Raw genomic sequence first — 22,754 nt, 5'->3', positions numbered from 1 at the left:
GCGGATTGCAGCAGGTACATACATGCTGTTGCGGTACAACGCATGAATGGGTTGCCGTGCACAATAGGCCTGGCTTTGGATTCGCTCACCCATTCAACGAAAGGAACACCATGAACCGGTATCTGAAAGAAGTCATTGATCTGCATGAGTTGATCGAGGCGCTGTTCGCGAATGGGGAGGGCGCTGTTGCAGCCATGGTGGAGCGGTTTCACAGCGACTTCACGATGGTCACACCTGGCGGCGCCCAAGTAGGCCTTCGCGAAATCTCGTCGCTGTTTACGCAACGCGCTGGCGCTCAACCAGGCTTGAGCATCGAGGTCTTTGGGCTGGAAACCATCGCGCAATGGCCAGAGGGGGCAGTGGTTCAGTATTGCGAGACGCACCACTTGCCCGGTCAACAGGCGAAGACGCGGATCTCGACCGCAGTGTTCAGCGTTGAAGGAGGGCGCCCCTTGTGGCGCCACCTGCAGGAAACCTGGGCCGCCTGAAGCCGCGCGCGGGGCGTTGAAAAGGCCGCTTCCATGTACTGAAAGCGGCCGCTTCCTACTTGGCGGTAAAGCCTGCAAACCGTTTGTTGAAGCCAGCAACCCGGCCTTCGGCCTTGGTTTTACGCTCCTGGCCTGTGTAGACCGGGTGCGAGGCACTGGATACGTCGAGCGTGACATACGGGTAGCTGACACCATCGGTGTGCACGTGGGTCTTGTCGGTATCGATGGTCGAACCGATCAGCCAGGACGCGTTGGCAGCCACATCGTGAAACAGGACGGGGCGGTAGTCGGGGTGGATGCCGGGTTTCATGTGGAACTCCTCAGTAAATGTTATACCATAACAATTTACTCGAAGTTGCGATTGATTTGCAACAAGGGCTAGCGCATGTCCCGGTCTACATTTTTTTTGCGAAGGCTAGAGTGTCAGGCGCCTTGGCGGTCGATGTCACGGCGCAGGACCACCGAGGTGGTGATGTCGTCCACCGACTCATGCCGTGCCACGTTGTCGCGCACCTGGTTGAGGTCGTCGATCGTGCGTGTTTCGACCTCGACGACAAGATCGAGCTGGCCACTCACCGAAGACACCCGCCGCACGCGGGCGTCGGTAGCCAGTTGGTCGAGCAGCCCCATGGCGGGTGTGCGCTGCAACGTCACCAGCAAGATCGCACGTATGACATTGGCGTCTATCTCGCCGATGTCAGCCCGATAACCACGAATGATCCCGCTGCGTTCCAGGTTGACTACGCGCTCGGTCGTGGCACTTCTGGAAAGGCCTATCCGGGCTGCCAATGCTTTCAGGGCAATACGCGCGTCCTTTGAAAGTACCTCAAGAATCTCACGATCTTTTGCGTCCAGCTCACGCATTGCGCCACCTGATTAGCCCACCGTCTTTATGCCGGCCGGAACCGGCATTATGCTTGTCGATCCCGACTGTATGCAGGGTGTCCGTTTCGGCGGTGCATGACAAGCTATTGAAAAACTATTTGCTCGCTCGGAACGTGATGATATGACAGACCTTTCCCACCCAGCACCTCGGTTTTCGGCAAGCGATGCCGAAGGCCTCGCAAAAGAATTTTTCAATGTCACCGGCACCGCAACGCCCCTGGACGGCGAGCGTGATCGCAACTACCGGTTGAACACCGGTGTTGATGCAGGCTGGATTCTGAAAATCGTCAACGCCAGCGAGCCCAGGGTAGAGAGCGAGTTTCAAACCGCGCTGCTTGGGCACCTGGCCGTTCACGGCGCGCACTTGGGCGTGCCTCACCTGCGGGCCAGTGTGGCGGGCGACTTCTTGCCGTGTGTGGCCAGTGCCGCAGGTGAACAGCATGCTGTGCGCCTGGTCAGCTGGTTGCCCGGTACGCCGCTCGCCGAGGCCAAACGCTCATTCCAGCTGATGAGGCACTTTGGCCAGGCACTGGGTGAACTTGACTGCGCCCTGCAAGGGTTCATGCACCCGGGTGCCGTGCGGGACCTGGACTGGGACTTGCGCCATGCAGCGCGTTCCCGCTCGCGGCTGCACTGCATCAAAAGCCCCGGGCGCCGGGCGATTGTCGAGCGTTTCATCGCCCAGTTCGAGGAGACTGTACAACCCAGGCTGGCCTCACTCCGGGCTCAGGTGATTCACAACGACGCCAACGACTGGAACATTCTGGTCGACGTCGACACCACCAGCAAGGTGACCGGTTTCATCGACTTTGGCGATGCAGTGCACACTGTGCTGATTGCCGAGGTGGCCATTGCCAGCGCTTACGCCATTCTCGACATGGACGACCCGATCGGGGCTGCAGCTGCGCTGGTGGCCGGTTTCCATGAGAAGTACCCGTTGCAAGCGCAAGAGCTTGATGTGTTGTTCAACCTGATCGCCATGCGCCTGGTCATCAGCGTCACGTTCTCCGCTTCCCGCCATGATCAGACCGACGACAACCCCTACCTGGCGATCAGTGAAGCGCCTGCCTGGCGCCTGCTGGAGCAGCTTGACTCGATGAACCCACGGCTGGCCACAGGCATCCTGCGCAAGGCCTGTGGTTTTGACGCCATCGAAGGCGCTGGCCAGGTCCGCCGCTGGATCGCGGACAACCACAAATCCTTCGCCGACCTGGTGCGCCCGTCGGCCGCCATTCTGAACAAGGTGATTGCCCCGTTTGGTGACGCCACCCACGAGATGACCATCGCATCCGCTGAGCAGCGCCCTGCGGATGCAACCCGCTGGTGGGATGAATTCTCAGCTGCTCACCAGGTGCCGCTGGCCATCGGGCCATGGGGCGAGTTGCGCACCATCTACACCGACAGCGCTTTCGAGTCCCGCTTCATCAAAGGCCAACGCCGCACACTGCATGTCGGTGTCGACCTGGTAATGCCCGCGGGTACACCGCTGTATGCGCCGGTTGCCGGTACCGTCAGAAGCGTTGAAGTTGAACCCGACCCGCTGGGGTATGGCGGCCTGGTGATGATCGAGCACACACCGCCAGGTTGCCCGCCATTCCTGACCTTGTGGGGGCACATGGCCCATGAGGCGCTCAGCCGCTTGAAAGCTGGTGACAAGCTTGAAGCTGGCGATCTGGTCGGTTACATGGGCGCCGACCATGAAAACGGCGGCTGGATTCCTCACCTGCATCTGCAGATGACCACCGACACCCAGTTGAGCGCGAACGAGGTCATTGGCGTTGGTGAGCCAGAGTACCGCGAGGTGTGGGCTGACCTGTTCCCTGATGCTTCGGCCCTGGCCGGTATCCCACCAGAAACCTACAGCCAGCAGGGGATGACCAAGGCCCGGATCATTGCCAGGCGCAAGGAACTGCTGCTACCAAACCTGTCGATTTCGTACACCGACCCGATCAAGTTCGTGCGCGGTGATGGCGTATGGCTGATCGACAACTTTGGGCGCGCCTACCTGGACTGCTTCAACAACGTTTGCCACCTGGGCCATAGCCACCCCGACGTGATCGAGGCCCTGACGCACCAGGCTGCGCTGCTCAATACCAACACCCGCTACCTGCACGACAACATCGTGGAATACGCCGAGCGCCTGACCGGTACGTTGCCAGAGGGCCTTTGCGTAGCATCCTTTGGCTGTTCGGGCAGTGAAGCCAACAGCCTGATGCTGCGCATGGCGCGCAACTACACAGGCAGTGACCAGGCGATCGTGCTGGACTGGGCCTACCACGGCACCACGCAAGAGCTGATCGACCTCAGCCCTTACAAGTACAAGCGCAAGGCCGGCAAGGGCAGGGCAGCACACGTTTACGAGGCTGTGGTCCCGGACAGCTACCACGCTCCCGAGCACTGGCCAGTGGAGGAGCACGGCAAGCGCTTTGCCGAGTCGGTAGCGGAGCAGCTGGATGCCATGCGCAAGGCCGGCAAAGGCCCCGGGTTCTTCCTCGCCGAGTCGATCCCCAGCGTAGCGGGGCAGGTGTTCCTGCCGGACAACTACCTGAAGGAGGTCTACGCCATGGTCCGTGCCGCAGGCGGGCTTTGCCTGGCCGATGAGGTACAGGTCGGGTTTGGCCGCGTCGGTAGCCACTGGTGGGCATTCGAGACACAAGGCGTGGTGCCGGATGCCGTCAGCATGGGCAAACCGATTGGCAACGGCCACCCCATGTCGGCCGTGGTGACCACGCGCGAGGTTGCCGATGCTTTCAACAACGGTATGGAGTACTTCAACACCTTTGCCGGCAACCCGGTGTCATGCGCGGTGGGCTTGGCGGTACTCAATGCAATCGAACGCGACCAGTTGAAAGAGAACGCCTTGAACGTCGGCAATTACCTGTTGGAAGGTTTCCGTAAGCTTCAGCAGCAGTTCGACGTGATTGGTGATGTGCGCGGGTTGGGGCTTTTCCTCGGCATCGTCCTGGTCACAGACCGCAAGTCGAAGGCGCCGGCCACGGCCCTGGCCAGGAAAGTGGCTGATGGCGCCAGGGAGCGCGGAGTGCTGATCGGTACCGAAGGCCCGCATGACAACGTGCTGAAAATGCGCCCCTCGATGATTTTCAGCCGGGCCAACGCCGACTTCCTCCTCGAGGTGCTGAAAGACAGCTTTACCGCAGCACTGAATTAATACGGCAGAGCGAACAGGGCTGCTGCGCAGCCCATCGCCGGCAAGCCAGCTCCCACAGGAATTGCGCAATCTTCGATATTTGCGCTGTACCTGTGGGAGCTGGCTTGCCGGCGATGGGGCGCAACGCGGCCCTTGATTCCGCCAGCTTCAGGTCTTCTGCCTGTCTATGTCCCGCCGCAAAACAACTGCCGTGGTGATGTCGTCTACAGAGTCATGGCACGCCACGGCGTCTCTTACACGGTTCAAGTCATCAATCGTCCGTGCTTCAACCTCAACCACCAGGTCGAGCTGCCCGCTGACCGATGAAACCCGCTTGACCTGGGCGTTCTGTGCCAGCAGGTCCAACAGCCCAAGCGCTGGCGTACGCTTCAGCGACACCAGGATGATTGCCCGAATTACATTGGCATCGATTTCACCAATGTCTGCGCGATATCCGCGAATGACTCCGCTACGTTCCAGTTGTAATACCCGTTCGCTGGTGGCACTGCGCGACAGGCCTATTCTTGCCGCCAGCGCCTTGAGTGCCACACGTGCTTCCTTGGAAAGTATTTCGAGGATTTCCCGATCTTTGACGTCTAATTCGCGCAACGCTGACACTCCCGCCTGATCACCGGTAAATGACCGGCCGCCCCGTTACAGTGCAGGAGGCAAACCAGCCGCATACTTGCTTGTTTTTAGTGCATTGCCAGACACTACTCCAGTTATTCCAAGGCTCGAAGTAGCGCCGGCATAGTGCCGGTCGGTTCCGGCAATGTGCCAGCCGAACACGCACATTGCAGGGTGATTTCAAGGTGTCCGTGTGCAAAGCTTTCAGTGAAGGTAGGGCCCTCAGCGCCCAGGACAATAAGAAATAGAAACTTCCAAGGAGTGCCTCGATGCTGGCAAGAAAAACCAGAATGCTACTGGCTTCCACCGCGGTGGCGGCGGCTGCGTTGTTTTCTCACGGCATGACGCAGGCCGATGACTTGCAGGCCGTTCAACAGTCAAAAGTGCTGCGTGTGGCAATGAGCGGCCAGTACTCTCCTTTCAGCTTTGCCAATGAGAGGAATGAAATTGTCGGCTTCGACGCCTCTATTGGTGAAGCACTCGCCCAGCGCCTGGGTGTGAATATAAAGATTATTACTACACCCTTTGACGGCATTATCGCCGGGCTGTTGGCCAAAAAGTATGACGCTGTCATCGCCTCGATGACCATTACCCCCGAGCGGCTTAAAGCCGTTGACTTCGTAGGCCCTTATTACCATGCAGGGCGTACCATCGGCGTCAAGGAAGACTCGCCCATCAAGGGGCTTGATGACCTCAAGGATGTAACTGTTGGCGTAACGCTGGGCGATTCGCATGACAAATGGGCGCGTGCGCGCGGCAACCTTAAAGTGCGCACCTACAAAGGCTTGCCAGAAATGTTGGTGGACCTGGAGGCGGGGCGTATTGATGCCGTGGTGATGGACAGCATTCCAGTCATGGTTGCGGTGAAGGAGACCGGGCAGAAAGTGCGGATCATCAGTTTGCCAGACGAGCAGGGTGGTCGCGAAGGCCTGGGCATCGCCATCCGCAGAAACAACCCCGAACTCAAGGCCCAGTTGCAGAAGGCGCTGGACGAAATTCTGGCCGATGGCACCTATAAGGAAATCTCCATGAAATGGGTGGGTAGCGACATTCGCTGATGCACACCTGAAGTGGCCTGGCCGAAAGGTCGGGCCAGGTTGGCTGAAATTTGTGAGTGGTTTTTATGGACCTGTCATTGATCCAACGCACCTACCCGTTTTTCATGGACGCCGCATGGGTAACTGTGCAGATCTCGTTGCTTTCTCTTTTACTGGGTTTATGCCTGGCAATCGTTCTGGTGGCGTTCAGGCTATCGCCATTCATTATCTTGCGGTGGGCAGCCAAAATCTACGTCAGCGTATTTCGCGGCACACCCTGCCTGGTGCAGTTGTTCATCATCTACTTTGGTGGGCCACAAATAGGCATTGAGCTGGAGCCGTTTGCTGCTGCGGTAATCGGTTTGGGCATGAATATCGCGGCGTATATGTCGGAGTCCATTCGAGGCGCTATCAATAACGTTGACCCTGGCCAGGAGGAGGGCGCGCGTTCTATTGGCTTCAGCCGCAGGCAGACGCTGTTATTCATCATCATTCCCCAGGCAATGAAGCTGATGATCAGACCGCTTGGCGTGAATGCCATCGGATTGATCAAAGGTTCAGCCCTGGTATCGGCCATTTCGGTGGTTGAACTGACTTACACCGCGCAGCGCTTCATCAGTTCAACCTACAAACCGTTCGAGATATTCATGGTGTCGGCGTTGCTTTATATCGTCATGGTCTACGCAGTCAAGTACCTGGTGGAAGTACTGGACCGGCGATACGCAACCAAGTGAGGAGTGTCAGTGGAAGGATTAAACCTGAGTGTCATCACCCCCTACTATGAAATGCTGGCAACCGGCCTTTGGTGGACGGTGGTCATGTTTCTCTGTTCCAGTGTCATCAGCCTGGCCGTGGGCGTGCTGTTTGCCCTGATCGACCTGTATGCGCCGAAAATCATGGCACTGCCTGTGCGCTTCGTGACCTGGTTGTTGATGGGCACGCCATTGCTGCTGCAACTGTATTTGATCTATTACGGGCTGGTGCAGGTAGGTATCGATATTCCGGCGCTGGCTGCGGGGATTATCGGGCTAAGCCTGCATTTTGCGGTGTACAACGCCGACGTGATCAAGTCCGGAATCGAGGCGGTCGACCCTGGCCAGATAGAGGGCGCGCGCTCGATCGGCCTGAGTAAGGCCATGACCCAGCGCTACATCATTGTGCCGCAGGCTCTGAGAAAAACCATTGCGCCGCTGGGCAACAACCTCATTGTGTTGCTGAAGGACACTTCACTGGTATCGATCATCGGCATTGCCGAACTCGTCTACAGCGCCCAGTTGGCTGTCAGTGAAACGTATAGCCCATTTGAATTCTATATCGCCGTCGCAGTGATCTACTACGTAGTCAACCTGGTGCTTGAGGCTGGGTTAAACCGTATTGAAGCTAAGGTCGAGATGTCACGATGAATAACAACGCTATGGTAGAAGTGAAGGGCGCTCGCAAGGCCTATGGCACACTTGAGGTGCTCAAGGGCATCGATCTGTCGGTTTCGCGTGGGCAGATCTTCGCCATCATCGGCCCGAGTGGCTCTGGCAAAAGCACATTGCTGCGCTCGATCAATCATCTCGAAGTGCTCAATGGCGGTGAAATCTGGCTGGATGGTGACCAGGTCAACCGCCCCTTGAAAGGCCGCGCTTTCGAGCACCATATCAACCAGGTGCGCCAGCAAATGGGGATGGTGTTTCAACACTTCAATCTGTTCCCGCACCTCACCGTCTGTGAAAACATCGCGATAGGGCCTGTGAAGCTCAAGGGCTATTCAAAAAATGCGGCCAGGGAGCTAGCCCTGGAGTACCTGCAGAAGGTTGGGCTGGAGAACAAGGTCGACGAATATCCGTCGCGCTTGTCTGGCGGGCAGAAGCAGCGCGTTGCCATTGCCCGGGCGTTGGCCATGCAACCCAAGGTCATGTTGTTCGATGAGGCAACCTCGGCGCTTGACCCAGAGCTTGTGGAAGAAGTGAACCTGGTAATGAAGCAGCTAGCGGCCGAGCACATGACCATGTTGATCGTCACCCATGAGATGCGCTTCGCCGGCGAGGTGGCTGACCAGATTGTGTTCATGGATGGCGGGGTTGTTGTGGAGCAAGGGGCACCGGGGGAAATCCTGAAGCACCCGGTGCAGGATCGTACCCGGGCTTTTTTGAAGAAGCATTTGCATGACCGCTAGTGTGCACATGTTCCATAAATAGCCCGGTCCTTTGTAAGAGCACCGGGCTATTTCAACAACGAAGCAGAGGGCTCAGACCAGCTTTTCCAGCTCCGGAACCGCTTCGAGCAGGTCGGCAACCAGGCCGTAGTCGGCCACCTGGAAGATCGGCGCTTCTTCGTCCTTGTTGATCGCAACGATCACTTTGGAGTCTTTCATGCCGGCCAGGTGCTGGATCGCGCCGGAGATACCGACGGCGATGTACAGCTGCGGCGCAACGATCTTGCCGGTCTGGCCGACCTGCATGTCGTTCGGCACAAAGCCTGCGTCGACTGCAGCACGCGAGGCACCGACGGCAGCGCCGAGCTTGTCGGCCAGGCTGTACAGGTGCTTGAAGTTGTCACCGTTGCCCATGCCACGGCCGCCGGAAACGACGATCTTGGCAGCGGTCAGCTCAGGGCGGTCGGACTTGGCCAACTTTTCACCAACAAAGGCCGAAATGCCAGCGTTGTGCGCAACGCCAACCGTTTCAACAACGGCCGAACCACCTTCAGCAGCCACAGGGTCGAAGCCGGTGGTACGCACGGTGATGACCTTGACCGAAGCGCTCGATTGCACGATGGCAATGGCGTTACCGGCATAGATCGGGCGCTTGAAGGTGTCGGCGGACTCGACCGAGATGATCTCGGAGATCTGATCCACGTCCAGCAACGCGGCAACCCGCGGCAGGATGTTCTTGCCGTTGGTGGTGGCCGGGGCCAACACGTGGCTGTAACCGTTGGCCCCGCCTTGTCCAACAAGAGCAACGATCAGCGGTGCGACGTTCTCCGGCAACGCGTGAGCGTAGGTGGCGTTATCGGCAACCAGCACCTTGGCCACACCCGCGATCTTGGCAGCGGCTTCAGCAACGCCACCAACGTTCTGGCCTGCGACCAGCACGTGTACCTCACCACCAATTTTGGCGGCTGCAGCGACAGTGTTCAGGGTGGCCGGCGCTACGGCACCGTTTTCAGGACCTTGTAGAAGGTCAGCGACAACCAGGATAGTCATTCAGATTACCTTCGCTTCGTTCTTCAGCTTCTCGACCAGTTCGGCCACCGATTTGACCTTGATGCCCGCGCTGCGGGAGGCGGGGGCTTCAACCTTCAGGGTCTTGTTGGTGGAGGCGAGGGAAACGCCCAGCGCATCTGGAGTAACGGTTTCCAGTGGCTTTTTCTTGGCCTTCATGATGTTCGGCAGCGACGCATAGCGTGGCTCGTTCAGGCGCAGGTCGGTGGTGACGATGGCTGGCAGGTTCAGCGATACGGTCTGCAGGCCGCCATCGATTTCACGGGTGACGTTCAGCTTGTCGCCAGCGACTTCGACCTTGGAGGCGAAGGTGCCCTGTGCGTAGCCGGTCAGCGCGGCCAGCATCTGGCCGGTCTGGTTGTTGTCGCTGTCGATGGCCTGCTTGCCAAGGATGACCAGCTGCGGCTGCTCCTTGTCGACAACGGCCTTCAGCGCCTTGGCCACCGCCAGGGAGTTCAGCTCGTCTGAGGCTTCTACCAGGATCGCGCGGTCAGCCCCCAGAGCAAGGGCGGTACGCAGTTGCTCCTGGGCAGTGGTGGGGCCGACAGAGACGACGACGATTTCGCTCGCAATGCCTGCCTCTTTCAAGCGCACGGCTGCTTCCACGGCGATTTCGCAGAAGGGGTTCATGGACATCTTGACGTTAGCAAGGTCGACGCCGGAGTTGTCCGCTTTGACGCGAACCTTGACGTTGTAGTCGACCACTCGTTTGACGCTTACCAGTATCCTCATAAGCTCTCCAGTCATTGATAGTGCGAACGCGGCGCGGTGGGTGTCTGACAATGACGGTAACGTAGGGCGTGTGCGGGTGGATCGTCCGTTTCAACTAGTTGATCGGCGTTCCCTGGCGACAGTGCGCAGGATTCAGGCATAGGCGGAAAGCTGCGAGGGGGCGGTCAGGTGCTGATAGGTACGCCAGAGCAGAACGATCGGTATGACGATGGTAAGACTGACCAGCAGCAGGGCGTAGCGCAGCGACTCGTCCGCCAGCACCGGCATCAGTGCATCGCTCAGTAGCCCGGTGGCCAACGGGCCGATACCGACCCCGCACAAGGTCGAAATGATCGTCTGCAGGGCGACGGCAGTCGCACGGCGGTGGGCGGGCACCAACTGGGTCAACAACGAGAAGCACGGGCCGACCCACCACACCGAGAAAAAGCTGCCCAGCGCACACCAGAGCATCGCGCTGGGTACCGGAACCACACCCGCATACAGCAGGATGTCACGCGGCCACAGCAGGTAGATGATCAACGCGCAATTGCCGAGCACATGGCCGATGAGCGGAATGCCGATTTGCCACTGCTGGCTCCTGATCACCAGGCGGTCAGTCAGCCAACCACTGAGCAGGGCCCCTAACCCGGCAAAGGTGCCGCCGACCAGGCCGGCCAGGAGGCCGGCGTAGTGCAGCGGCAGGTCATGCGAGCGCACCAGAAAGCTGGCATTCCACATGGCGAAGGCGTAGGCGCTGAAGGTGGTGATACCGCACGCCAGCACCAGGCAACGGTAGGCCGGTTGCGCCATGAGTGCACGTGCGCTGCCCAGCAGGCTTTGAATGGCCGGTGCAGCCTGGCTGGCGTGGCCATGGGGGAGGTCGAAGCGCCCGCGTACCGGGTCGCGCATCACAAAGGCAAACACCGTGCTGATCAGCAGGGAGGGCAGGGCGACGGCAAAAAAAGCGCTGCGCCAGCCATACTGGTCGACCACCCAGGCGCCGGCACTGAGGGCGATGATGGTGGAAAACGTCGGCGCGGCGGTGTAGCAACTGATGGCGAAAGAACGCCGGTGCGGTGGGTAGATATCGGCGATGATCGACATCGAAGTCGAGGTGCTCGGCGACTCGAATACCGCCACCGCCATGCGCGCGATCACCAGCATCGCAAAGCTGGTGGACAGGCCGCAGGCCACGGTGGCCAGCGCCCACAACAGGCAGGTGATGGCCAGCAGGCGTGTGCGTGGCAGGCGGTCGGCCAGGCGCCCGGCAGGCAGGCCCAGCAGCACATAGACGGCAGCGAAGGCCAGGCCAGAGACCAGGCCCATGGCGGTGTCGCTGGCACCGAACTCTTGTTTGAGCGGTTCGATCATCACGGCAATGATCTGCCGCCCGACAAAGTTATCGGCGTACATCATCGCGAGCACAAACAGCAGACCATGGCTGCGCCAGCCGATGGGTTGAGGATGCAAACTGCTCATGGATGACTCCCGGTCAAACCGCAGAGGAGGACAATGGCCCAGGCTGTGCCTGGGCCCCGTGAAGCGGTCAGGCGCTGGCTTGGCGTTGCCTGGCCAGGGTCATCGCGGTGTCTTCGATCATGTCTTCCTGCCCGCCGACCATGCCGCGCCGGCCCATCTCGACAAGAATTTCCCGCGCCGGGACGCCGTACTTTTTCTCGGCACGCTTGGCAAACAGCAGGAACGAGCCGTAGACACCTGCATAGCCCATGGTCAGGGCATCGCGGTCGCTACGGATCGGAAAGTCCATGATCGGCACCACCAGGTCTTCGGCAACATCCTGGATACCAAAGACACTCACGCCAGTTTCAATGCCCATGCGGTCGCAGACGGCCACCAGCACTTCCATGGGGGTATTGCCGGCACCCGCGCCCAAGCCTGCGCACGCGGCATCGATACGGGTGGCGCCAGCGGCAATGGCCGCAATCGAGTTGGACACGCCCATCGACAGGTTGTGATGGCCGTGGAAGCCGATTTCAGTTTCAGGCTTGAGCGCTGCACGCAGCGCTGCGACCCGCGCGCTGACGTCATGGGGCAGCAGGTAGCCGGCCGAATCGGTGATGTAGATGCAATTGGCACCGTAGCTTTCCATCAGCTTGCCCTGGGTGACCAGGCCTTGCGGGCTGTTCATATGGGCCATCATCAGGAACCCGACGGCGTCCATGCCCAGCTTGCGGGCCGCGCCAAGGTGCTGTTCGGACACGTCTGCTTCCGTGCAGTGGGTGGCAACCCGAATGGTGTTGACGCCCAGATCAAAGGCCATCTGCAGGTGATCGACCGTGCCGATGCCCGGTAGTAACAGTGCCGAGACCTTGGCTTTTTTCATCAGCGGGATGACCGCCGACAAATACGCCTCGTCGCTGTGCGCCGGGAAACCATAGTTCAGCGAACTGCCCCCCAGGCCATCGCCATGGGTCACCTCGATCAACGGGACACCGGCGGCGTCCAGGCCACAGGCAATGTCTTTCATCTGCTGAAGGGTGATCTGGTGGCGTTTGGGGTGCATGCCGTCACGCAGGCACATGTCGTGGACGGTGATGGATTTGCCGTGAAGGTCCATGGCGCGCTCCTTAGGCGATGGCGGGTTGTGGGGTGCTGGCACGCAGGGTCAGGTCGCCTTTGAGCATTGCTTCGGCAAACATCTCGGCGGTGCGCGCGGCGGCGGCGGTCATGATGTCGAGGTTGCCGGCATATTTGGGCAGGTAGTCGCCCAGGCCTTCGACTTCCATGAAAATCGACACCCGGTTGCCGTCGAACACCGGGCCGTTGACCAGCTTGTAGCCGGGCACATAGCGCTGGACTTGCTTGATCATGTCGGCAATCGCGGCGGTGATGGCCGCCTGGTCAGGCTCGGTTTCGGTCAGGCAGTGCACGGTGTCGCGCATGATCAGCGGGGGCTCGGCGGGGTTGACGATGATGATCGCCTTGCCCTGTTTCGCGCCGCCAACCTGTTCCACGGCCGCCGCGGTGGTGCGGGTGAATTCGTCGATGTTCTTGCGCGTGCCCGGGCCGACCGATTTCGACGCCGCCGTGGCGATGATCTCGGCATAGTCCACTGGCTGCACGCTGGACACCGCGGCCACCAACGGGATGGTGGCCTGACCGCCACAGGTCACCATGTTGACGTTCATCGCGCCCAGGCCAAGGTTGTGCTTGAGGTTGACCGGTGGCACGCAATAGGGGCCGATGGCCGCCGGCGTCAGGTCGATCATCAACACACCCAGGGCATTGAGCTTGCGGCTGTTCTCGGCATGCACATACGCGGAGGTGGCATCGAAGGCGATCTGGATGCCGTCTTCCACTACATGCGGCAGCAGGCCGTCGACGCCCTCGCTGGTGGTTTTCAGGCCCAGCGCGGCGGCGCGGGCCAGGCCTTCGGAGGTGGCGTCGATACCCACCATCCAGACGGGCTCCAGTACTTCACTGCGCTTTAGCTTGTACAGCAGGTCGGTGCCGATGTTGCCGGGCCCGATGAGGGCGCATTTGATCTTTTTACTCATGGCATTGTTCTCGATCGGAAGAAGGAGCGGCCGCAGGTTCAGGGCACGAAGTGCAGGTGCATCTCGCCCATGCCGCTCAGCGACAGGCTGACGAAGTCACCCGGGACGACCGGTACCAGCGGCGCGAGGGCGCCGGACAGGATGATTTCGCCCTTGCGAAACGGGATCCCCAGTCGACCCAGGGTGTTGGCCAGCCAGGCCACGGCGGCGCAGGGATGGCCTTGCACCGCCGAGCCCAGGCCGCTGCCCACCGGCAGACCATTCTTGAACAGGTGCAACTGGACCTTGGCCAGGTCAAGTTCACGCGGATTGACGCGCTGTCGGCCAAGGGCGAAAACACCGCATGAAGCGTTGTCGGCAACGGTGTCCTGAATGCGGATCTGCCAGTTCTCGATACGCGAGTCGACAATCTCGAAGCACGGCATCACCCATTCACTGGCCGCCAGCACATCGTCGGCACTGATGTCGGTACCTTGCAGGTCTTCGCCCAGTACAAAGGCAATCTCGCCTTCGGCTCGTGGCTGTACCAAGTGGTGGGCAGCAAAGCTGACGTCGCTGCCATCGGCGACCTGCATGCGGTTGGTCAGAAAACCAAAATCGGGCTGATGCACATCGAGCATTTCTTGCACGGCGCGGCTGGTAACCCCGATTTTCTTGCCGATCACTTGCTCGCCCAGCGCTTCGCGACGCGCCAGAAACCGCAGGGAAATCCGGTACGCATCGTCAAGGCTGATGGCCGGGTAACGCTGGGTCAGCGGGGGCAGGCTCTGGCGTGCGTTCAGGGCGTGGAACAGCTCGTCGCCCAGTGTTTCAATCAGTTGCGCATCCATAGGGAGGTCGCTCTGTGGCAAGTGGATAACAGGCCGGGCCACCTGCAGGCACGCCCGGCAACAAGGCCTCAGCCCGGCCAGACACTGGAATCGGCGCCGCCATCGACATCGATTATCTTGCCGGTGACCCACGCCGAAGCAGGGCTTGCCAGGTACAGGGCAGCAGCGGCGATGTCCTCTGGTTGACCCAGGCATTTGAGCGGGGTGTTGCACTCCATCGTCTTGCGCATGGCCTCGGGCATGACCCCGGCCAGCGCGTCGGTCAGGATTGGCCCCGGCGACACCGCATTGACCCGGATTTGCGGCGCGAACTCTTGTGCCAGCAGGCGCGTCAGGTGAGTCAGCGCAGCCTTGGCAGTACCGTAGGCGCTGAAATGGCGCTGGGCGTAACGGGCGGCGACCGAGGTGATGTTGATGATGTTGCCGCCCCCGGCGTCGCGCATCAGGGGTACGCACAGCTGTGAAAGGGCGTAGGCGGCGCTGACGTTGAAGCTCAACACCTGCTCGAAGTCTTGCGGGCTCATCTTCAGCGGGTCGTTGGGGCCCCCGCCACCAGCATTGTTGACCAGATGGGTGATGCGCCCCAGCTGTTGCGCGGCGTTGGCGACCAGGGCACTGCGCTGTTCGCTGTCGGTGACATCGCAGCTCAAGGCCAGGGCGCGCCGCCCTCGGCTGCGCACCTCTTCGGCGACGGCCTCGACATCTGCCAGCGAACGGGCGCTGCAGACCACATCAGCGCCGGCATCGGCGTAGGCCAGGGCAATGGCACGACCGATGCCACGGCCGCTGCCGGTGACAATGGCGACACTGCCAGTGAGGTTGAAGCGTTGCAGAATGCTCATGGCTGTCCTTGTTGTTCTAATGGTTGAGGGAAGTCACAGCGCTCAACGCGGCGCCCACAGGTCTGGCAAGCCCGGATCGGAAGTGGCGATAAGGCGCTTGAGCAACACCTTGAGCGCCTGGCTGTCACCGGCGCCAAGACGGGCAGAAATGTCTTCCTCGACAGCTTTGGCCAGGGCCACCTCCTGCAGCGAAGCCTCCCGCCCGTCGGCTGTCAGCACATAGCGGACCTGGTCGTTATCAAGTTCACGGGCGACCAGGTTCTGGCGTTCGAGAAAGCGCATGCTTGTGGCACTCACCACATGACCGGTGTAGCCGACGTAGGCGTTGATCTCTTCCAGGGTCATGTTGTCCCGTATGCACAGGGTGGAGAGGATGAAGAACGCGTGTTCATCGAGCTGCTGGTTCTTCAGCAGGCGGCGCAGTGCGAACAGCATCTGGTAGTGCGAACGGCCGAGCAGGTAGCCGAGCAAATCTTCGGTGTAACTGCATTCGGGCGGTGGCGGGGTAGTGGCCAGGCGCAGCTCGTTGCGCGGCTTGCGCATTGCCAGGGCGTACTGCCCACTCTGGAAGGCCAGCGGGGCACGGTCGCTATGGTCGAAGGCGAGCACTTCGCCGACGAAGATGACATGGTCGCCACCTTCGTACTGGAAGGCCGTTCGGCACTGGAAGCGCGCCGTACAGTCTTGCAGCAACGGTGCCTCGCTGATGCCGCTGTCGAGCTGGATTTCGGAAAACTTGTCTTCACCCTGGCGGGCAAAGCGTCCAGACAGGGATTCCTGTTCGGTCGACAAAACGTGCACGTTCCAGTGGCGACCACCGCTGAACATCGGCAGACTGCGGGCATTCTTGGACAGACTCCAGAGCACCAGCGGTGGGTTGAGCGAGACCGAGTTGAAGCTGTTGGCGGTGATGCCAACCGGCGAGCCATCTTCAGCCTGGGTCGTGATGATGGTCACTCCCGTGGTAAAGGTGCCGAGTGCGGCGCGAAACGCTTGAGGGTCGAAACAGGCGGGCGTTGCCATGATGGGCCTCATGGAATGAATGTGCGTGCTGGCAGTATTCCCAGCGCCACGGGGCTTTACATCGTCTCAACGGACTAACGTTTTTGGCCTGATCGTCCACTTGGACGAGGCGGGCTCCGGGGTCTGGGGCTAGTTTGCGGGGCAGGACGTCGTGCAACGACGGCCATGGTGGGCACAGAGGCGACATGCTGGCCCTTGTTCAGTTGAGGAGGCACCAATGAGTTGTGCAAATTCTTCCGTCGACACGCTGTCGGCCTTGCTGCGTGAACAAAAGGCCGCGTTCAACGCTCAAGGGGCCGTCACTGCCGTGGAGCGCCGTGCGCGGATCCAGCGGGTGATCGACATGCTGGTGGCGCACCACGAAGCGCTGGCCGAGGCGATGGATGCCGACTTTGGTGGCCGCCCCCAGGGTTTCTCGTTGATGAACGATGTGCTGGGTTCGCTCGGCTCGCTCAAGCACGCGCGCGACCACCTCGAAGGATGGATGCAGGATGAGCCGCGGCCCGTATTCAGCCCCTACGATCAGCTGGGCGCCGAGGCCTGGGTGATGTATCAGCCCAAGGGTACGGTGGGCATTCTGGGCACCTGGAACGCCCCGCTGTATACCTTGCTCAGCCCCCTGGGTTCGGCGCTGGCGGCGGGTAACCGGGCGATTCTCAAACCTTCGGAGGTGGTGCCACGCACTGCTGCGCTGGTAGCCAAGCTGTTTGCCGAGCGGTTCGATCCGCTCGAAGTGGCTGTCGTCACCGGTGGTGCCGACCTGGCCCAGGCCTTTACCGGGCAGCCGTTCGACCACCTGGTGTTTACCGGCAGTACCGCGGTGGCCAAGTCCGTGATGCGCAATGCGGCCGAGCACCTGGTGCCTTTGACGCTGGAACTGGGTGGGAAGTCGCCGGTCATCGTCGCGCGCAGTGCCGACCTGGGTACTGCCGCCTTTCGTATTGCGCTTTCCAAGACCACCAACAGTGGCCAGGTGTGCATCAACCCGGACCTGGTCTACGTACCACGCGAGCAGCTGGAAAGCTTTCTTGAGGCCTTTGCCAGCGCTTACCGCCAGTTCATCCCTGAGGTGAGCGACAACCCGGACGTGGTCGCGGTGGTCAATGCCCAGCACCTGTCCCGTGTTGAGACGCTGGTTCAGCAGGCGTCGCAAGCCGGTGCCCGGGTAGTAAGCCTGCCCTACGCGCAAGCGGCTGATGAGCAGAACCGCCGTCGACCGTTGCAACTGGTGATCGACCCGCCCCATGGCAGCCTGATCCTGCATGAAGAAATATTCGGCCCGGCAATGGTGGTGCTGCCCTTTGATGACGTTGACCAGGTCATTGCCGAGATCAACGGCCGCCCGCGGCCCTTGGCCCTTTACTACTTCGGCAACGACCCCGAGGAGCAGCGCCACGTGCTGGAGCACACCCTGTCGGGCGGGGTCACCCTCAACGACGTGATGATGCATGCCGCCTTGCATGATGCCCCGTTCGGCGGTGTCGGCGGGTCAGGGATGGGGCACTATCACGGTCGCGAAGGCTTTATCGAATTCAGCCACCTGCGCACCGTACTCAAGGCGCCCGAGCATGACCCGCGCGGTGAATGGGGCCTGCTGCCGCCGTACAGCGAACACTTCCTGGCCGCGATGAAAGCGCAGATCACCCCGGACTGAGCGGGGAAACCGGCGCGCGCTGAGCGAGTCGAACAGACACAATAAAAAACGGAATTCTGCACATGGAAAAAAACGCATTGCCACTGGCCGACACACTTGCTGCGGCGGGTGCCGACGCCGCTGACGGATGGCCGCGACGCCAGGTGCTCAAAGCCGGCGCGGTGGCGCTGGGCGTCGGGTTGTTGGGGCGCTTTGCCGATGCCCGGGCCGCTGGCGGCTTGTCGGCCAGCGACTACCTGGGGCTGGATGCCTGGGCCATGGCCAAGGGCTTGCAGGCCGGCCACTTCAGTGCCGAAGAGTTGCTCGGCGCAGCTTTTGCCCGTTGTGACCTGGTCAACCCGAAGATCAACGCAGTCAACATGCGCCATGACGATTATGCCCGCGCGTTGCTGGTGGCCAGGCAGAAGGCCGGCACCCTGACCCAGGGCTCGCTCGCGGGCGTGCCCATCCTGCTCAAGGACCTCAACACCTACTTGCAGGGCACGACCACCAGCAACGGCAGCCGGCTGTTCAAGGATGCACCACCGTCGAGCGTTACCAGCACCTTGATCCGCCGTTATGAAACCGCCGGGGCAGTGCCTTTCGGTAAAGCCACCAGCCCGGAGTTCGGCCTGACCACCACCACCGAGTCGCTGGCATGGGGGCAAACCCGCAACCCCTGGAATCTGGCGTTGAGCGCGGGTGGCTCGTCCGGTGGTTCTGCCGCGGCGGTGGCCGCTGGTATCGTCCCGGTCGCCCATGCCACCGATGGTGGCGGCTCAATCCGGATCCCGGCGTCCTACTGCGGGCTGGTCGGCCTCAAGCCGACGCGCTACCGCACGCCAAGCGGGCCGGCGCGCCTTGAAGGCTCGTTTGGTGCCAGTGTCGCCAACACGGTGTCGCACAGCGTGCGCGATACCGCGTTGTTTCTCGATGCTGGCCAGGGGCACGAACCCGGTAGCCCGTATTGGAGCCTGCCGCTGGTACGCCCCTACGTCGAGGAGCTGGGCCGTGATCCCGGCCGTTTGCGGGTCGCGCTGGTGCGCGAATCGCTGACCGGGGCGCCGCTGGACCCGGCAATTGCCAAGGTTCTGGAAGACACTGTCAAGCAACTGCTGGGCCTCGGCCACGAGGTGGATGAACTGCGCTTGCCGATTCAGGCCCAGCAGCTGTTCGGCGCCCACGGCGTGGCCATCGGCAACTCGTTGCTGGTCACGGTCAACGACCGGGAGAAAGCCCTGGGCCGCGCGTTGGGGCCGCAGGACCTGGAAATCATCACCTTTGGTGTGCTGGAGCGTGCAGCGAAGGCCACGGGTGAGGGCGTAGTACGCGCCCGGCACGCGTTCGAAGACATCAGCATGGCCATGGAACAGCAGTTCGAGCGTTTTGATGTGATCCTGTCCCCGGTCACCGCCAGCCTGACGCCGGCCCTGGGCGAGCTCTCGCTCAACCAGCCCTACGAAAGTTACGCCCGCAAGGCCATGGGCAGTGCCGCGTTCACCGTGCTGGCCAACGTCAGCGGCCAGCCGGCCATTTCCTTGCCGCTGGGCATGAGCGACAGTGGCCTGCCGGTGGGCATGATGTTCACCGCCCGCCTTGGCGGTGAAGACGTGCTGCTGCGCCTGGCCTCGCAGCTGGAACAGGACCGCCCGTGGGCCGCCAGGCGCGCCGCGATCTGAGCCTGAAAAGGCGCCAGGGACGGCGCCGTACCACGTTTCTCTAGTCCGCTTTGACGATGAATATTCGCCTGCTGCATTCGATCATCCACCAAGACTCGCGCAACCGCGCAACGAGATTGGGAGAACGAACGGATGGACAGCATGCGAGAGAAAACGCAGGATGAAATCGAACTGCTGGAACGCGCCCGGCGCCTGGTACCCGCCCTCAAAAGCCGCACCGCGCGCGCTGACCGCGAGTTCCGGGTACCTGACGAAACGATTTTCGAATTGCAACAGGCAGGCTTGTTGCGTGCCCTGCAACCACGTGCGTTTGGTGGTTACGAAGTCGATCCGCGGACTTTTTTCGAAATCCAGATGATCCTCGCCGAAGGCTGCATGTCCACGGCGTGGATTTATGGCGTGATGGGCGTACACCCCTGGCAACTGGCGCGTTACCCGATCGAGGCCCAGCGCGATGTATGGGGCCAGGACCATACCACCCTGATCTCGTCCACCTACATGCCCGTGGCCAAGGTAACCGTGGTTGAAGGCGGCTATCGCATCAGCGGTCGTTGGGGCTTTTCCAGCGGTAGCGAGCACTGCCAATGGTGCTTCCTCGGCGGTGTGCTGCCCGCCGATGGCGACCTGGCAGCGGAGCACGGCACCTTTCTGATCCCGCGCAGCGACTACCGTATCGAGCACAACTGGGACGTGCTGGGCCTGCGCGGCACCGGCAGCCACGACATTGTCGTCGAAGATGCCTTCGTGCCGGCACACCGCGTGCAACGCACCAACAACTGCACGCTTGAAGCCACGCCCGGACGCCTGGTCAACACCAACCCGATCTATGCCATTCCTTTCGCCCAGGTGTTCACGCGCGCGGTGTCCTCATCGGCCATCGGTGCCTTGCAAGGGGCGATCAACGAATTTCGCGCCAATGCCGCGGCGCACATCGGCAAGCACGGCATGAAAACCGCCGACGACCCGGTGGCGCAAACCACCGTAGCGGAGGCGACAATCATTGTCGACAGCCTGCGACTGGTGCTGGAGCGCAACTACGCGCACCTGATGACGCTGGCCGAAGCGGGCGAGTACCCGGACGTGGAAACCCGCCTGCTGTACCGCTACCAATCGTCCTACGTCACCAATATCTGCGCCGAGAAGGTCAACGAACTGCTGCGCTGCATGGCCGCTTCCGGGCTGTACAACACCAACCCGGTGGCGCGCCTGTTCCGCGACCTGCACCAGGCGCGCGGGCATATCGCCAACAACTACATGGCCTTCAGCCGCAGCCTTGGCGCCGTGCAACTGGGCCTGCCCAACCCTGATCCCTACGTATGAGCCGTGCCCGGGCCTGGCTGCAGGCCCGGGCCTGCGCACCCCTGGCCGGCACGCCGGGATATTTCCGATCACAGCCAAGGCACAACAACAATGACAGCTAACGCTCAGCCTGTTTCACACTACGACGTGATCGTCGTCGGCTCCGGTGCCGGTGCGATGACCTCGGCGCTGTTTGCTGCCGAACAGGGTCTATCGGTACTGGTTGTCGAGAAAAGCGACAAGTTCGGCGGTACATCGGCGATCTCCGGCGGCGGCATCTGGATCCCCAATAACCACTACTTCGCCGCCAAAGGTGGCCGCGACAGTGTCGATCTGGCCCTGCAGTACCTCAAAGCTGCCACCGGTGAGCATGGCGATGACCAGCGCTTGCGTGCCTATGTCAAACACGCGCCGCAGATGATCCGTGCCCTGGTGGACAACAGCCATGTGCGTTACGCCGTGGCGGCAAAGTACCCGGACTACTATCCGCAACTGCCAGGCTCGCTGGCCGGTGGTCGCACCCTCGACCCGGAACTGTTCGATACCAGCCTCCTGGGTAATGAGCTGGCCAACCTGCGCACGCCGTCACCTTCGACGCTGCTGATGGGGCGCATTGCCTGGACCGCGCGGCACGCGCACAAGGCCATGTCACGCTCGTTTGGCTGGCGCCTGCTGATTCTCGGCTTGATGCTGCGCTACAAGCTCGACTTCAAATGGCGCCGCAAGAGCCGGCGCGACCGCCGCGCCGCCTTGGGCAGTGCGCTGGTCGCCTCGTTGCGCCGCTCGCTGATGGACCGAAACATTCCACTGTGGTTGAACACCGACTTCCAGAACCTGATCACCGACAATGGGCGGGTCATTGGCATGCAGGTTTGTCGTGACGGGCAGACGCTGCAGCTGCATGCCCGCCATGCGGTGATCTTCGGCTCCGGGGGCTTTGAGCAGAACCAGGCTTTGCGCGAGCGCTATTTACCGCAGCCGACCCTGCGTGACTGGAGCGCCACGCCGCCGGGCAACAACACCGGTGCGGCGTTGCAAGCCGGTCTCGAACTGGGCGCGGCGACCGCTCTGATGGACTGGGCCTGGTGGGCGCCGACCATTAGCGTGCCCGGCGAAGAGAAACCGCGTGGAGTATTTGCCGAACGGGCGTTCCCGGGTGCCATCGTGGTCAACAGCCTGGGCCGGCGCTTTGTCAATGAGGCGGCGCCATACCTGGAATTTGTCGACGCCATGTACCGCGACAACCAGCACACCGGTGGCAAATCGATCCCGTGCTGGGTGATCTTCGACGGCCATTTCCGCTTCAACTATGCCATGGGGCCGTTGATGCCGGCCCAGGTCATGCCCGACAGCCGACTGCGCAAGGAATGGCTCAATACTTTGTACTTCAAGGCTGACAGCCCGGCTGCGCTGGCGGCGCAGATCGGCGTAGACCGCGCAGGGCTCGAGCAGACCGTGCAGAAAATGAACGCCTACGCCCGCAGCGGCGTCGATGCCGACTTCGGCCGTGGCGGCAACGTGTTCGACCGTTACTACGGCGACAGCAACGTGAAACCCAACCCATGCCTGGCGCCCCTGAGCAAAGGGCCGTACTACGCGATGCGCCTGGACGCTGGCGATATCGGTACCAAAGGTGGCCTCTTGACCAACGAACACGCGCAGGTGGTGAGCCAGGACGGCGAGGTCATTCCCGGCCTGTATGCCATTGGCAACTGCTCGGCGTCGGTCATGGGCACCAGTTATCCCGGCGCGGGCGGGACCTTGGGCCCGGCCATGACGTTCGGCTATATCGCGGCCCATCACATTGCTGCCAATCGTTGAGG

21 protein-coding genes are annotated in these 22,754 nt (G+C 61.4%); 10 read left to right on the top strand and 11 right to left on the bottom strand.

Annotated features, from left to right (window positions below; translation table 11 throughout):
- The first annotated feature begins 110 nt into the window (after positions 1–110).
- Positions 111–488, top strand: a complete 378-nt coding sequence (locus P0Y58_16865) for a DUF4440 domain-containing protein (GenBank protein WEK28578.1) — start codon at positions 111–113, stop codon at positions 486–488.
- A gap of 55 nt (positions 489–543) precedes the next feature.
- On the opposite strand, the gene P0Y58_16860 is transcribed toward P0Y58_16865, so the two are convergent.
- A complete protein-coding gene (locus P0Y58_16860) occupies positions 544–798 on the bottom strand; it encodes a type B 50S ribosomal protein L31 (protein WEK28577.1) in 255 nt (84 codons plus the stop codon).
- Between the two features lie 113 nt (positions 799–911).
- Positions 912–1,352 (bottom strand): Lrp/AsnC family transcriptional regulator, encoded by a 441-nt coding sequence (locus P0Y58_16855; GenBank protein ID WEK28576.1) that lies wholly within the window; start codon positions 1,350–1,352, stop codon positions 912–914.
- Positions 1,353–1,494: 142 nt separating this feature from the next.
- Between P0Y58_16855 and P0Y58_16850 the strand changes: the two genes are divergently transcribed.
- On the top strand, positions 1,495–4,542 hold the full coding sequence (locus P0Y58_16850) for an aminotransferase class III-fold pyridoxal phosphate-dependent enzyme (GenBank protein WEK28575.1): 3,048 nt from the start codon (positions 1,495–1,497) through the stop codon (positions 4,540–4,542).
- 147 nt (positions 4,543–4,689) lie between these two features.
- On the opposite strand, the gene P0Y58_16845 is transcribed toward P0Y58_16850, so the two are convergent.
- Positions 4,690–5,130 carry an Lrp/AsnC family transcriptional regulator gene (locus P0Y58_16845; GenBank protein WEK28574.1) on the bottom strand — a complete coding sequence of 147 codons (441 nt, stop codon included), beginning with the start codon at positions 5,128–5,130 and terminating at the stop codon, positions 4,690–4,692.
- A 287-nt stretch (positions 5,131–5,417) separates the two neighbouring features.
- Here P0Y58_16845 and P0Y58_16840 point away from each other — a divergent pair, with 287 nt between their 5' ends.
- The 4 genes from P0Y58_16840 (at position 5,418) to P0Y58_16825 (ending at position 8,349) form a co-directional block, all read left to right on the top strand.
- Entirely contained in the window at positions 5,418–6,206 is a 789-nt protein-coding gene (locus tag P0Y58_16840; GenBank protein ID WEK28573.1) for an ABC transporter substrate-binding protein, read from the top strand.
- Between the two features lie 77 nt (positions 6,207–6,283).
- Entirely contained in the window at positions 6,284–6,919 is a 636-nt protein-coding gene (locus P0Y58_16835) for an amino acid ABC transporter permease (protein WEK28572.1), read from the top strand.
- A gap of 3 nt (positions 6,920–6,922) precedes the next feature.
- Positions 6,923–7,588: an amino acid ABC transporter permease gene (locus tag P0Y58_16830; GenBank protein ID WEK28571.1), complete on the top strand. Its 666-nt coding sequence runs from the start codon at positions 6,923–6,925 to the stop codon at positions 7,586–7,588.
- Positions 7,585–8,349, top strand: a complete 765-nt coding sequence (locus tag P0Y58_16825) for an amino acid ABC transporter ATP-binding protein (protein WEK28570.1) — start codon at positions 7,585–7,587, stop codon at positions 8,347–8,349. The genes P0Y58_16830 and P0Y58_16825 overlap by 4 nt, the downstream gene beginning before the upstream one ends.
- Before the next feature lie 72 nt (positions 8,350–8,421).
- On the opposite strand, the gene P0Y58_16820 is transcribed toward P0Y58_16825, so the two are convergent.
- The 8 genes from P0Y58_16820 to P0Y58_16785 form a co-directional block, all read right to left on the bottom strand.
- A complete protein-coding gene (locus tag P0Y58_16820) occupies positions 8,422–9,378 on the bottom strand; it encodes an FAD-binding protein (GenBank protein WEK28569.1) in 957 nt (318 codons plus the stop codon).
- Positions 9,379–10,128, bottom strand: coding sequence for an electron transfer flavoprotein subunit beta/FixA family protein (locus P0Y58_16815; GenBank protein ID WEK28568.1), 750 nt, complete (start codon positions 10,126–10,128; stop codon positions 9,379–9,381).
- Between the two features lie 132 nt (positions 10,129–10,260).
- Positions 10,261–11,586 carry an MFS transporter gene (locus P0Y58_16810; protein WEK28567.1) on the bottom strand — a complete coding sequence of 442 codons (1,326 nt, stop codon included), beginning with the start codon at positions 11,584–11,586 and terminating at the stop codon, positions 10,261–10,263.
- Between the two features lie 67 nt (positions 11,587–11,653).
- Complete coding sequence (dmpG, locus tag P0Y58_16805) at positions 11,654–12,685, bottom strand: 4-hydroxy-2-oxovalerate aldolase (GenBank protein WEK28566.1); 1,032 nt, start codon at positions 12,683–12,685, stop codon at positions 11,654–11,656.
- Positions 12,686–12,695: 10 nt separating this feature from the next.
- Positions 12,696–13,625: an acetaldehyde dehydrogenase (acetylating) gene (locus P0Y58_16800; GenBank protein WEK28565.1), complete on the bottom strand. Its 930-nt coding sequence runs from the start codon at positions 13,623–13,625 to the stop codon at positions 12,696–12,698.
- 38 nt (positions 13,626–13,663) lie between these two features.
- Positions 13,664–14,455, bottom strand: a complete 792-nt coding sequence (locus P0Y58_16795; GenBank protein ID WEK28564.1) for a fumarylacetoacetate hydrolase family protein — start codon at positions 14,453–14,455, stop codon at positions 13,664–13,666.
- Positions 14,456–14,523: 68 nt separating this feature from the next.
- The gene (locus P0Y58_16790) at positions 14,524–15,297 is read right to left on the bottom strand and encodes a glucose 1-dehydrogenase (protein ID WEK28563.1); all 774 of its coding nucleotides are present in this window, start codon (positions 15,295–15,297) and stop codon (positions 14,524–14,526) included.
- Between the two features lie 42 nt (positions 15,298–15,339).
- Positions 15,340–16,320, bottom strand: coding sequence for a flavin reductase (locus P0Y58_16785; protein WEK28562.1), 981 nt, complete (start codon positions 16,318–16,320; stop codon positions 15,340–15,342).
- Positions 16,321–16,537: 217 nt separating this feature from the next.
- On the opposite strand from P0Y58_16785, the gene P0Y58_16780 reads away from it, so the two are divergent.
- From P0Y58_16780 to P0Y58_16765, 4 genes are all read left to right on the top strand, one after another.
- Positions 16,538–17,974 (top strand): aldehyde dehydrogenase family protein, encoded by a 1,437-nt coding sequence (locus tag P0Y58_16780; GenBank protein ID WEK28561.1) that lies wholly within the window; start codon positions 16,538–16,540, stop codon positions 17,972–17,974.
- A 62-nt stretch (positions 17,975–18,036) separates the two neighbouring features.
- Positions 18,037–19,632, top strand: a complete 1,596-nt coding sequence (locus P0Y58_16775) for an amidase family protein (protein ID WEK28560.1) — start codon at positions 18,037–18,039, stop codon at positions 19,630–19,632.
- 132 nt (positions 19,633–19,764) lie between these two features.
- Positions 19,765–20,952, top strand: coding sequence for an acyl-CoA dehydrogenase family protein (locus tag P0Y58_16770; protein ID WEK28559.1), 1,188 nt, complete (start codon positions 19,765–19,767; stop codon positions 20,950–20,952).
- Between the two features lie 90 nt (positions 20,953–21,042).
- Positions 21,043–22,752, top strand: coding sequence for an FAD-dependent oxidoreductase (locus P0Y58_16765; GenBank protein WEK28558.1), 1,710 nt, complete (start codon positions 21,043–21,045; stop codon positions 22,750–22,752).
- Positions 22,753–22,754 lie beyond the last annotated feature (2 nt).

The organism is Candidatus Pseudomonas phytovorans (genome assembly GCA_029202525.1).
Taxonomy (GTDB): domain Bacteria; phylum Pseudomonadota; class Gammaproteobacteria; order Pseudomonadales; family Pseudomonadaceae; genus Aquipseudomonas; species Aquipseudomonas phytovorans.
Note: the sequence above shows the minus strand (reverse complement) of the source record. Positions and strands in the feature narration are given on the sequence as shown.

What these genes read in the sequence shown, in the direction of transcription:
- P0Y58_16865 (WEK28578.1), top strand. Translation starts at nt 111, where the DNA reads ATGAACCGGTATCTGAAAGAAGTCATTGATCTGCATGAGTTGATCGAG.
- P0Y58_16860 (WEK28577.1), bottom strand. Translation starts at nt 798, where the DNA reads ATGAAACCCGGCATCCACCCCGACTACCGCCCCGTCCTGTTTCACGAT.
- P0Y58_16855 (WEK28576.1), bottom strand. Translation starts at nt 1,352, where the DNA reads ATGCGTGAGCTGGACGCAAAAGATCGTGAGATTCTTGAGGTACTTTCA.
- P0Y58_16850 (WEK28575.1), top strand. Translation starts at nt 1,495, where the DNA reads ATGACAGACCTTTCCCACCCAGCACCTCGGTTTTCGGCAAGCGATGCC.
- P0Y58_16840 (WEK28573.1), top strand. Translation starts at nt 5,418, where the DNA reads ATGCTGGCAAGAAAAACCAGAATGCTACTGGCTTCCACCGCGGTGGCG.
- P0Y58_16825 (WEK28570.1), top strand. Translation starts at nt 7,585, where the DNA reads ATGAATAACAACGCTATGGTAGAAGTGAAGGGCGCTCGCAAGGCCTAT.
- P0Y58_16820 (WEK28569.1), bottom strand. Translation starts at nt 9,378, where the DNA reads ATGACTATCCTGGTTGTCGCTGACCTTCTACAAGGTCCTGAAAACGGT.
- P0Y58_16815 (WEK28568.1), bottom strand. Translation starts at nt 10,128, where the DNA reads ATGAGGATACTGGTAAGCGTCAAACGAGTGGTCGACTACAACGTCAAG.
- P0Y58_16810 (WEK28567.1), bottom strand. Translation starts at nt 11,586, where the DNA reads ATGAGCAGTTTGCATCCTCAACCCATCGGCTGGCGCAGCCATGGTCTG.
- dmpG (WEK28566.1), bottom strand. Translation starts at nt 12,685, where the DNA reads ATGGACCTTCACGGCAAATCCATCACCGTCCACGACATGTGCCTGCGT.
- P0Y58_16800 (WEK28565.1), bottom strand. Translation starts at nt 13,625, where the DNA reads ATGAGTAAAAAGATCAAATGCGCCCTCATCGGGCCCGGCAACATCGGC.
- P0Y58_16795 (WEK28564.1), bottom strand. Translation starts at nt 14,455, where the DNA reads ATGGATGCGCAACTGATTGAAACACTGGGCGACGAGCTGTTCCACGCC.
- P0Y58_16790 (WEK28563.1), bottom strand. Translation starts at nt 15,297, where the DNA reads ATGAGCATTCTGCAACGCTTCAACCTCACTGGCAGTGTCGCCATTGTC.
- P0Y58_16785 (WEK28562.1), bottom strand. Translation starts at nt 16,320, where the DNA reads ATGGCAACGCCCGCCTGTTTCGACCCTCAAGCGTTTCGCGCCGCACTC.
- P0Y58_16780 (WEK28561.1), top strand. Translation starts at nt 16,538, where the DNA reads ATGAGTTGTGCAAATTCTTCCGTCGACACGCTGTCGGCCTTGCTGCGT.
- P0Y58_16775 (WEK28560.1), top strand. Translation starts at nt 18,037, where the DNA reads ATGGAAAAAAACGCATTGCCACTGGCCGACACACTTGCTGCGGCGGGT.
- P0Y58_16770 (WEK28559.1), top strand. Translation starts at nt 19,765, where the DNA reads ATGGACAGCATGCGAGAGAAAACGCAGGATGAAATCGAACTGCTGGAA.
- P0Y58_16765 (WEK28558.1), top strand. Translation starts at nt 21,043, where the DNA reads ATGACAGCTAACGCTCAGCCTGTTTCACACTACGACGTGATCGTCGTC.